Source organism: Clostridium sp. DFI.5.61, from assembly GCF_024462915.1.
GTDB lineage: Bacteria > Bacillota > Clostridia > Oscillospirales > Oscillospiraceae > Lawsonibacter > Lawsonibacter asaccharolyticus.
In genome coordinates this window covers 1-9,400 of the sequence record NZ_JANGBZ010000091.1, presented here as the reverse complement: position 1 = coordinate 9,400, position 9,400 = coordinate 1, and the positions used below count along the sequence as shown (strand labels likewise).

The following is a 9,400-nucleotide window of genomic DNA, read 5'->3' as shown; positions in this document are numbered from 1 at the left end:
CCTGGAGCCGCGGCGGGCGCTGTCTCTCTCTTTTCGATCAGGATACGAATCTGACGGGCCGGGAGCTCATACCGGCTCCAGGGGCAGGGCCATCAGCTGGGCCATCTTCTCCCTGGCCGCTCCGTCCAGGGGCCGGAAGGGGGCGCGGCAGAAGCCGCAGTCCACCCCCCGCAGGGTCCAGCCGTATTTCATGGCGTTGAAAATGCCCAGCTTCACCGTCTCCTCCACCCGGAGGTTGATGGCGTGCTGCCAGCGGTAGGCCTGGGCCATGTCCCCCCGGTCAAAGGCGTCCCGCACCCGGTGGAACAGGGGGGCAAACAGGTTGACCGTGGTGCCGATGGTGGCGCAGGAGCCCATAGCCAGAGCTCCCAGCAGTTGCTCGTCAAAGCCGTTGATCAGGGCCTTGCCAGGGAATGCCTGCCCCGTCCGCTCCAGGCTGTACAGGTTGGTGGAGGTGTGCTTGATGCCTACGATGTTCTCGTTGGACAGCAACCGTCCCGCATTTTCCTTGCTGAACTCCACTCCGGTGAACTGGGGAATGTTATAGACGATGGCGGGCACATCGGGGATGGCCCGGATCACGTCCTCGTAGTAGCCCATGATCTCGTCCATGGAAAACTTATAGTAGTAGGGCGGGATCATGGACACCGCCAGGGCCCCGGCGGACATGGCGTGCCGGGCCAGGTCCACCACATCCCGGGTGCGGATGGTGCCTACATGGGAGATAACGGGCACCCGCCCGTCCGCCGCCTTGAGCACGTGCTCCAGCACCTGCTTGCGCTCCTCCAGGGTGAGCAGCAGCCCCTCCCCCGAGGACCCGCAGCAGTAGAAGCCCTCCGCGCCGTCCTGGATCTGGAGCTCCACGATGCGCTCCAGGGCCTCATAATTGACGCTCTCGTCCTCGTTGGTGGGGGTGATGAGGGCCGACCAGATCTTTTGGAACTGCTCCGGCTTCACGTTTACCATGCTGTCCAGCCCCCGTCGATCACCAGATTGGAACCCGTCATAAAGGAGGACGCCTGGGAGGCCAGGAAGATCAGGGCGCCGTTGTACTCATTCTCCTGAGACATGCGGCCCATGGGCATCCGGGCGCAGAAGTTGGCCTGGAAGATCTCGTCCTGGGTGTCCCGCCACACGCCGGCGGGGGTGAGGGTGTTGACCCGGATGCCCTGCTTGCCCCAGTAGGTGGCCAGGTAGCGGGTCAGGTTGTAGATGCCGGACTTGGCGGCAGAGTAGGCCACCGGCTTGATGAAGGGGACGCCGGTCATCTCCTTCTTATAGGCATAGATGTCCTGGATGGGAGAGAGCATGCCATAGATGGAGCCCACATTGATGATGGAGCCGCCCTTGCCCGCCTTGACCATCCGGGCGCCCACCGCCTGGCAGGCCAGGAAGGTGCCTACCAGGTTCACATCCACTACCTCCCGGAAAATCTCCTCCGGGAAGTTCTCAAAGGGACCGGACACCTCCGGAGGCGCAGAGGGCTGAGTGTCGATGCCGGCGTTGTTCACCAGCACATCAGGGGCGTCCCCCCAGACCGCTTCCATGTCGTCCAGGGCGGCGTTCATCTCCTCCTTCTTAGTGATGTCCACAGAGTAAAAACGCAGAGCGGAGGTCTTCAGGGCCTCCTCCCCCAGGGTCTTGGCGATGCGCTCGTCGTTGACGGTGCGGCCCCACACGGCCACCCTGGCGCCCCGCTTCCAGAGCTCCTGGACGAAATTCTTGCCGATCTGCCCCAGGCCGCCGGTGACGATGCAGATCTTATTTTCTACGCTGAACAGTTGATCGCTCATGATGTGATGTACTCCTCTCTAACAATTGGATGATTTGGAACAGGGGACGTTCTCAGCTCAGCAGGGCGTTTGGCAGGGCCGTAACGATCCCCGGTATATAGGTTACCAGAATCAGCGTTAAAATCAAGGGGACCAGGAAGGGCAGGATGGATCGATACAGCCGTTCCAGCTTCAGCTTGTTTACGTCGGAGATGACGAACAGGCACACGCCGAAGGGCGGGGTCACCTGACCGATCATCAGGTTGAGCACCACCATAACGCCGAAGTGGACCAGGTCCAGCCCCAGGCCGTTGGCAATGGGCAGCAGCACAGGGAGCATCAGGGTCAGGATGGCGCCGGGCTCCATCACCATGCCCAGGACGAGCAGCAGGACGTTGATGACCAGCAGGACCACGTTGGGATTGCTGCTGATGCCCAGGATCACATCAGCGAACTGGCGGGAGATGCCCTCCATTGCCATGACGTAGGTGAACAGGGTAGAGGTGCCGATGATGAACAGGGTGTTGGCAGAGGAGATGGCGGAGTCCTTCAGGCACTTCTTGAAGCTCTTCCAGTCCAGGGTCCGGTAGAGGAAGAGGGCGATCAGCAGGGAGTAGATAACCGCAATGGAAGACGCCTCTGTAGGGGTGAACCAGCCCACCACGAAGCCACACAGGATGATGACCGGGGTGATGAGGGCGGGGATGGATCCCAGGAACTGGCGGATCAGGGCCCGCAGGCGGAAGGGGTGGCGCTCATACCTGCGCACGATGGCAAAGTAAAGGACCATCACCATGAGCAGTACGCCCATCAGCAGGCCGGGCACCACGCCGCCCATGAACAGCTGGTCCACACTGACGCTGGCCACACTTCCGTAGATGATCAGGGGGATGGAGGGCGGGAAGATGGGTCCGATGACGGAGGAGGCCGCGGTGACGGCGCCGGCGAAGTCCTCGTCATAGCCGTTCTTTTTCATGGCCTCCATCTCAATGGCGCCCAAGCCGCCGGCGTCGGCCACAGCGGAGCCGGACATGCCGGCGAAAATGATGCTGGCCACCACGTTGGCATGGCCCAGGCCGCCGGGGATCCAGCCCACCAGCTCTTTGGCCGTATCAAAGATCTTCTCCGTGATCTTGCCTGCATTCATCAGGTTGCCCGCCAGAATGAACAGGGGCACTGCGATCAGCAGGAAAGAGTCGATGCCGCTGACCATCTTCTGGCCGATGACCACCAAGGGATACCCCAGAGACAGGCACCCCAGCACGGCGGAGGCGCCGATGGAGATGCTGATAGGGACACCAATGACCAGAAGGAGCACAAACGCTATCAGAAAAATTACCATATCCGTGTCCCTCCCTTATACCTGCGCCCGGCTGCCCCGGGCCTTTTCTGCCACGTGCTCCGCCATCTGCCGCAGAGACTCCAGCGCCATATAGGCTCCAGCCAGGCACATGGGGAAATACTGCACCGTATAGGGCACCGGGATAGGGAAGGTGGAATAGGTGCGGGTGCTGACATAGGGATACTGGGCGGCGAAGGCGACGACCATCACCACGCCCAGCAGCAGGCTGAACAGCTTGTTGGCGAAGTACAGCACCTCGTACACCGGGCCCTTGGTGCGGGCGACAAGGAAGTCCAGGCGCATCAGGCCGCTGTCCCGGTACAGGGGGATCAGGCCGATAAAGGCCATCCACAGGAAGAGGATGCCGCACAGCTGCACGTTCCCGCCAAAGGACTGGCCCAGGAAGTTACGGCGGAGCAGCTCCACCACGATGACCAGCACCAGGGCCGCAATGGTGAGCATGCAGATCACTTCCGCGCCCTTGGCCACCCCTTTGGATATCTTGTTACACAATTTCATACGATTTCTCCCCTCTACAAAGGACAGCTGCATAGGCAGGGGCCTATGCAGCTGTCAGCGCAGATTTTGTTTGGATCAGCGCACCTCCGCCAGGATGGCGTCCAGCAGCTCCTGGTCGTACCAGCTCTCATCCTTATACTGATCATAGTAGGCGTCGCCGCCCAGCGCGTCCTTGAAGGACTGGACATCAGGCTCGAAGTCGAACTCCACGCCGGCGTCCTGCAGAGTCTTGGTGGCGGTCTCGTTGTCGGCGGCGATGGTGTCAAAGCTGTACTTGGCAGCTGCCTTGGCCTGTTCCTTCAGGATCTCCTGTACGGCGGGGTCCAGGCCGTTCCAGGTGTTGGCGTTGGCGGCCATGGTGCAGCCCATCCACATGTAGTTGATGTTGGAGAAGTATTTGATGTCGTCATAAGTGGCGTTGGCGACCAGGTGATAGGTGGCATTATCCTGGGCCTCGGCGGTGCCATTGGACAGGGCCAGGGCCAGCTCAGGCAGAGCCAGGGCCACGGGGGTGGCGCCCAGAGCCTGCCACACGTCCAGGTACAGCTGGCTCTCAGGCACGCGGATCTTCAGGCCCTGCACGTCGGCGGCGGTGTGGACGGGCCGGTTGGTGGTGGAGATGTGGCGCATGCCGTTATCGCCCTCGGACAGGAAGACCAGGCCGAACTCCTCGAGGCCGGAGAAGATCTGCTCACCGATCTCGCTGTTGGTCACCTCATAAGCCTGCTCCGCGCTGTCAAACAGGAAGGGCAGGTCCAGCACCTTGGCTTTCTCATAGAAGGAGGTAAAACCGGAGGTGCCGGCAAAGATCAGGTCGATGGTGCCCATGCGGGTGGACTCGATAGATTCGGCGTCGCTGCCCAGCTCGTTGGAGTGGTGGACATCCAGGGTGATGGCGCCGTCAGAGGCCTCGTTCACCAGACGGGCGTACTCAATGATGGTCTTAGTGGGGACGGAGTTCTCGTTGCCGGGGGAATAGATGGTCAGCTCAATGGGCTCGATGCCGCCGGAGGCGGGAGTGCTGGCGGCTGGAGTGCTGGTGCCGGCATTGGCGGAGCTGCCGCCGGCTGGAGTGCTGTTGTTTCCGCAGGCAGCCAGGGAAAAGGCCATGGCGCCGGCCAGCACAAGGGAAGCAAGTTTTTTCATTACAGGATCCTCCTTATCGTTGTGTCCGAAGCTACATACCACCGTCCTCCCTTTCGTCAGACGGACGATTGTATGACATCTGACTATAGTATATTAAGACTGTATTAAGATGTCAATGGAAAAAGCCGACAAAATTCCTCTCTCATTTTTGTGCTAATTTCCGCTCTGCTCTCTCTTTTTCTCAAATTTCTCAACATATTGTACAAAGCCGGTTTTCCCCTGGACCCCGCCCGTCTTCCTGGCACGTCCAAAACACCGCTGCCTGAGCCGGACCGTGTCCTCTTCTCTGCCGGGACACAGAAGAAATCCCCCAGCCGCACCGGTACGGCTGGGGGTCTCAAACTGCCGGGCTGGGCAGTTCCGATTATTTTGTCTCGTGTCCCGGGGCATGGATGTTCTGGGTCAGATCCTCCTGGACCTTGTCCAGATGGGCCCGCATCTCCCGCTCCGCCTGGGCGGCATCCCGGGCCAGGATGGCGTTCATAATATTGCTGTGGGGCATGACCGCGTTCTTCACGTTCTGCTCCACCTGGAAGGTCTTGCTGCGGAAGGTCTGCATTCCCTGGCACACATGGCTGTTGATCTCGATCATCAGTGCGTTCCCGCTGCTCTCCACAATGGCGCTGTGGAACTGCTCGTCCAGGCGGCCGATCATAGCCGCGTCCCCCTCCTGAATGGCACTTAGGAAGCTGCGGTGGATGTTCTCCAGGCGGCGGATATCCTCGGTGTTGCACCGCTCCGCCATCCGCCGGGCCGCCATAGGCTCCAGCGCCGTGCGGATCTCGATGGAGTCCCGCAGCTCCCGCTCGTTCTCCACCAGCCAGTCGATGGCCCCGATATCCCGCTCTGCAGGGTTCTCCGCCACAAAGGCTCCCCGTCCCGGCTTGATCTCCACCACACCCTTGGCCTGGAGCAGCCGGAATGCCTCCCGCACAGTGCCACGGCCCACTCCCAGGCGCTGGCACAGCTCCATCTCCGGCGGCAGCTTTTTCCCAGGCTGATACTGCTCCTCCTGGATCAGCTCTCTGATCCTCTCCTCTACCTGCTGGACAATGGGGACCCTGGAAATGGGTTCCATATGCCTCACCTCCGCCTGTCTTTTGGGCATGTCATTGTTTTTATTCTACAACCCGATACCCTATACGTCAAGGATTTCTTTCTTTTGTATGACAATTATTGTTCTTTGTATGACATTTTTCTCTTTTCATCTCCCATCCCCAGCTCTTGCCAAGGCCGGAAAAAGCGTCTACAATAGAAAAAAGACACCTGCCGCCGGGTCCCGGTCCGGCCCGCTCAGAAAGGAGCCCGCCATGAAACCCAGAGCCTACTATCAGCCCTATCAGTCCGGCCTGCTGCTGGCCCAGGCCTTCTCCCCCTCCAAGACGCCCCTGCTCCGCATGGAGCACCTGCGCCAGCTGGACTTTCCCATCAGCCGGGAGATCTCCTACGAGCGCACCGTGGATGAATTCCTCCTCCAGCTGGCGGTAAATGATGCCCTGCGGGCCCTGCGCAGCCGGAAGGACATGGTGATCCTCCTCAACGAGGAGGGCGCCCTCATCCGGGAGGATTGGCACTGGTCCCTGCTCTTCACCCCCAACCGCAGCGAGAAGCGGACCCTGGGTGACTCCTCCGACCTCTATCAGGTCCTGTGCAGCCTGGCTCAGCGCCGGCAGGACGGTGAGGTCTGCCGGGTGGCGGTGCCCGACCGGAGCCTGAAGACCCTGGTCTCCGGTTCCGACCCCTTCTGCATCCTGGACGAGTTCTGCAAATCTCAGCCCGGGGGCTATCTGGCAGTGGCCCAGAACATCGTGCTGGAGGGGACGGACCACCTGTTCCGCCATGTCCCCGTCTGCCGCTACCGGGTTCTGTCTACGGTAGACCTGGGGGAGATCGAGAACTACCACGCCATCAAGACCCTGCTGGACGAGTACATCTATGCATATGACCACCGGGACGCAGGGGAGGACGCCCCCAAGCCAATCTCCATCGCCGTCTTCGGACCTCCTGGCTCCGGCAAGTCCTTCGGCGTCAAGCAGATCGCCCTGAGCCGGGGCAGGTTCCGCATCACCTCCCTGAACCTGTCCCAGTACGACTCGGTCCCCCAGCTCTTCCACGCCCTCCATCAGGCTCTGCGCTATGAAGACGGGCTGATCCCCCTGATCTTCTTCGACGAGTTTGACTCCGAGCTGGGCGGGGTCTCCCGGGGCTGGCTGAAGTATTTCCTGGCCCCCATGCAGGACGGGGAATACACCCTGGACGGCAGCCCCCTGCCCATCCCGGGGGCGGTCTTTGTCTTTGCGGGTGCCACCGCCTCCTCCTTCTCGGAATTTCTTCCCCAGGCCCCGGAGGACGTGCACCGCTTCCAGGCCATCAAGGGCCCCGATTTCGTCAGCCGCCTCAAAGGCATCCTGGACATCAAGGGCCCCAACCCCACCTGCGTTACCGACAAAAAGCACATCATCCGCCGTGCTATGCTGCTGCGCAGCCTGATCCTGAAAAACGTGAAGGGTATCTGCCACCCGGATACTGGACGGGTGGACATCTCCCGGGGCCTGCTGTGCGCTCTGCTGAGGGTGTCGGAGTACCGCCATGGGGCCCGGTCCATTGAATTTATCCTGGGTATGAGCCGGCTGGCTGGCGCAAGCCGGTACACCCCCTCCTGCCTTCCCCTGGCTGCCCAGCTGGACATCCATGTGGATGTCCAGGACTTTATGCGCAAGCTGTCCTTTGAGCAGATGATGGGGGAGGCGGTGGAACAGTACGCCTTCACTGCCCACGAGAAGTACCGCCAGAAGCACCTGGCCGACGCCCAGGCCCGGGGTGCCACCCCCAAGGAGCTCTCCCTGGTGCGGCAGGAACCGGAGATGGCGGACTGGAGCGACCTGGACGAGTTCTACAAGGAGGGCCACCGCTCCCAGATCCGCTATCTGGGGGAGCGGCTGGAGTCTTTCAACATGAGCATCGGCCTGCGCCCCGTCCTTCCCGGGGCCGCGGACACCATCATGGATCTCTACGGCCCAGTGTTGGAACAGCTCTCTGAGCTGGAGCACGAGCGCTGGATGAAGGACAAGCGGGCTGACGGCTGGCGCTACGGCAAGCGGGACAGCGAGCTGAAACTCCACCCAGACATGCGGCCCTATCAGGAGCTGGATGAGTCCACCAAGGAGTTCATCCGGATGTCCGTCCGCAACGTCCCCGACTACCTGAAAGAGATCGGCTACGAGCTGTACCGGAAGTCCTTCTGAGTTTTTTTTGCAGTTCGGCTGTTTTTCTGGTATGGATCTCTTTTCCCAGGCAATACTACTGCTGAGGTGAGATTTTATGCCTAAGAACAGCCAGCAGGACCAAAAGCAGGCCCGGCAGAAGAAGAACAGCAAGGGCGCCCAGGCCCAGGGCACGCAGTGCCGGGACCGGGATCAGCGCCAGTCCTCCGACCCCGCGATGTGAAAAACCGGCGGCTGCCCATAGGCAGCCGCCGGTTTCCGCTTTTCAGCGCCTCTCCTGGTATCCTTTCCCTCCAGGTCCGGCCTGTGCTCCTTTCGGCCAGCTTCCCCTCCCCTTTCCCGGAAAAAGGGTGCGGTCACGCCTGTCACCCCTCTCCCGTCCCCGGAATAGGATAGGGCAGCCCAAACCGAAAGGAGGAAAGCCGAGCTTGTTCGGCTCTTCATATGGAATCCTTCCACTGCTTCTCTTCCGAACCCTTCTCCCCCGACGCCGCCCAGTCCCGTGCCTCCAGCGGCCAGACCCCTGTGATCCCCCTGCCTGACCCCGGAGAGGGCGGTCCTGTGGCGCCCGACATCGGGGGTACTCCGGTGATCCCTCTCCCAAATCCGGGAGAGGGCGGTCCCGTGGCCCCAGGAGGCGACATCGGCATGGTCCCCGGCTGGCCCCGTTGGAGCAGCATCCGCTTTCTCAACGCGGCCCGCTCCTATCCCCCCTTCCGCATCTTCATCGGCAGCACGCTGGCGGTTCGCTCTCTGGAGTTCACCGCAGTCTCCTCTTACCGCCGGATGGCTTCCGGATACCGGTCCGTCACCGTGTCGGGCCAGGACGGCTACATCTACCTGCAAAAGACCCTGCCCTTCCAGGACAACGCCCCTGTCACCGTAGCAGTGGTCCAGACCGCCGGCGGCCTGGACCTGGTCCCCATCTCCGATGTGTGCTGCCCCCCCACCGGCGCTCTGTCCAACTTCCGGATGAGCAACCTGGCCTACAACAGCCAGCCCCTGGACCTCCTTCTTGCCGACGGCCGGGTGGTCTATACCGACGTGCAATTCAAGGAGACCACCTATTTCAAGCAGATCCGCCCCGGGACCTACCAGTTCTATCTGGCGGAGACCAACCTTCTCCCCATGCCCAGCTACCTGGACATCGAAACCATGGACTCCGCCTTCATCGGGATGGCGCCCCCCTTCTCTGCCTTGGCCTCCCTCCAGCTGGAGGCGGCGCCCAGGTCCACCTACACCCTGTATGTCCTCAGCGGGGGCTCCGGCTCCAACGAGATCCAGACCCTGGTGGTGACAGACCGCTGACTCTCCCGGCAGACAAAGGTCCTGCCTTTCCAGTAAAGGCCCCGCTGAGGACATACAGGGTGTAGGTGGACCTGGGCGCCGCCTCCAGC

The 9,400-nt window shown here is 61.6% G+C and carries 9 protein-coding genes; 3 read left to right on the top strand and 6 right to left on the bottom strand.

Annotated elements, in window-relative coordinates; all coding sequences use genetic code 11:
• Positions 1 to 66: 66 nt before the first annotated feature.
• The 6 genes from NE584_RS18680 to NE584_RS18655 all read right to left on the bottom strand — a co-directional run bounded on the left by NE584_RS18680 (position 67) and on the right by NE584_RS18655 (position 5,857).
• Positions 67 to 966 (bottom strand): dihydrodipicolinate synthase family protein, encoded by a 900-nt coding sequence (locus NE584_RS18680; protein ID WP_256183482.1) that lies wholly within the window; start codon positions 964 to 966, stop codon positions 67 to 69.
• Positions 960 to 1,793, bottom strand: coding sequence for an SDR family oxidoreductase (locus NE584_RS18675; RefSeq protein WP_050624048.1), 834 nt, complete (start codon positions 1,791 to 1,793; stop codon positions 960 to 962). The genes NE584_RS18680 and NE584_RS18675 overlap by 7 nt, the downstream gene beginning before the upstream one ends.
• 52 nt (positions 1,794 to 1,845) lie before the next feature.
• Positions 1,846 to 3,114 (bottom strand): TRAP transporter large permease, encoded by a 1,269-nt coding sequence (locus NE584_RS18670; protein ID WP_050624047.1) that lies wholly within the window; start codon positions 3,112 to 3,114, stop codon positions 1,846 to 1,848.
• A gap of 15 nt (positions 3,115 to 3,129) precedes the next feature.
• On the bottom strand, positions 3,130 to 3,633 hold the full coding sequence (locus NE584_RS18665) for a TRAP transporter small permease (RefSeq protein WP_256183481.1): 504 nt from the start codon (positions 3,631 to 3,633) through the stop codon (positions 3,130 to 3,132).
• A 75-nt stretch (positions 3,634 to 3,708) separates the two neighbouring features.
• Positions 3,709 to 4,779 carry a TRAP transporter substrate-binding protein gene (locus NE584_RS18660; protein ID WP_108981111.1) on the bottom strand — a complete coding sequence of 357 codons (1,071 nt, stop codon included), beginning with the start codon at positions 4,777 to 4,779 and terminating at the stop codon, positions 3,709 to 3,711.
• Between the two features lie 364 nt (positions 4,780 to 5,143).
• Positions 5,144 to 5,857 (bottom strand): FadR/GntR family transcriptional regulator, encoded by a 714-nt coding sequence (locus NE584_RS18655; RefSeq protein WP_050624044.1) that lies wholly within the window; start codon positions 5,855 to 5,857, stop codon positions 5,144 to 5,146.
• Positions 5,858 to 6,089: 232 nt separating this feature from the next.
• On the opposite strand from NE584_RS18655, the gene NE584_RS18650 reads away from it, so the two are divergent.
• The 3 genes from NE584_RS18650 to NE584_RS18640 all read left to right on the top strand — a co-directional run bounded on the left by NE584_RS18650 (position 6,090) and on the right by NE584_RS18640 (position 9,311).
• Positions 6,090 to 8,024, top strand: coding sequence for a RyR domain-containing protein (locus tag NE584_RS18650; RefSeq protein WP_256183479.1), 1,935 nt, complete (start codon positions 6,090 to 6,092; stop codon positions 8,022 to 8,024).
• A gap of 76 nt (positions 8,025 to 8,100) precedes the next feature.
• Positions 8,101 to 8,226, top strand: coding sequence for a hypothetical protein (locus NE584_RS18645; protein ID WP_256183478.1), 126 nt, complete (start codon positions 8,101 to 8,103; stop codon positions 8,224 to 8,226).
• A gap of 221 nt (positions 8,227 to 8,447) precedes the next feature.
• A complete protein-coding gene (locus tag NE584_RS18640) occupies positions 8,448 to 9,311 on the top strand; it encodes a DUF4397 domain-containing protein (protein ID WP_256183477.1) in 864 nt (287 codons plus the stop codon).
• The last annotated feature ends 89 nt before the right edge of the window (positions 9,312 to 9,400 follow it).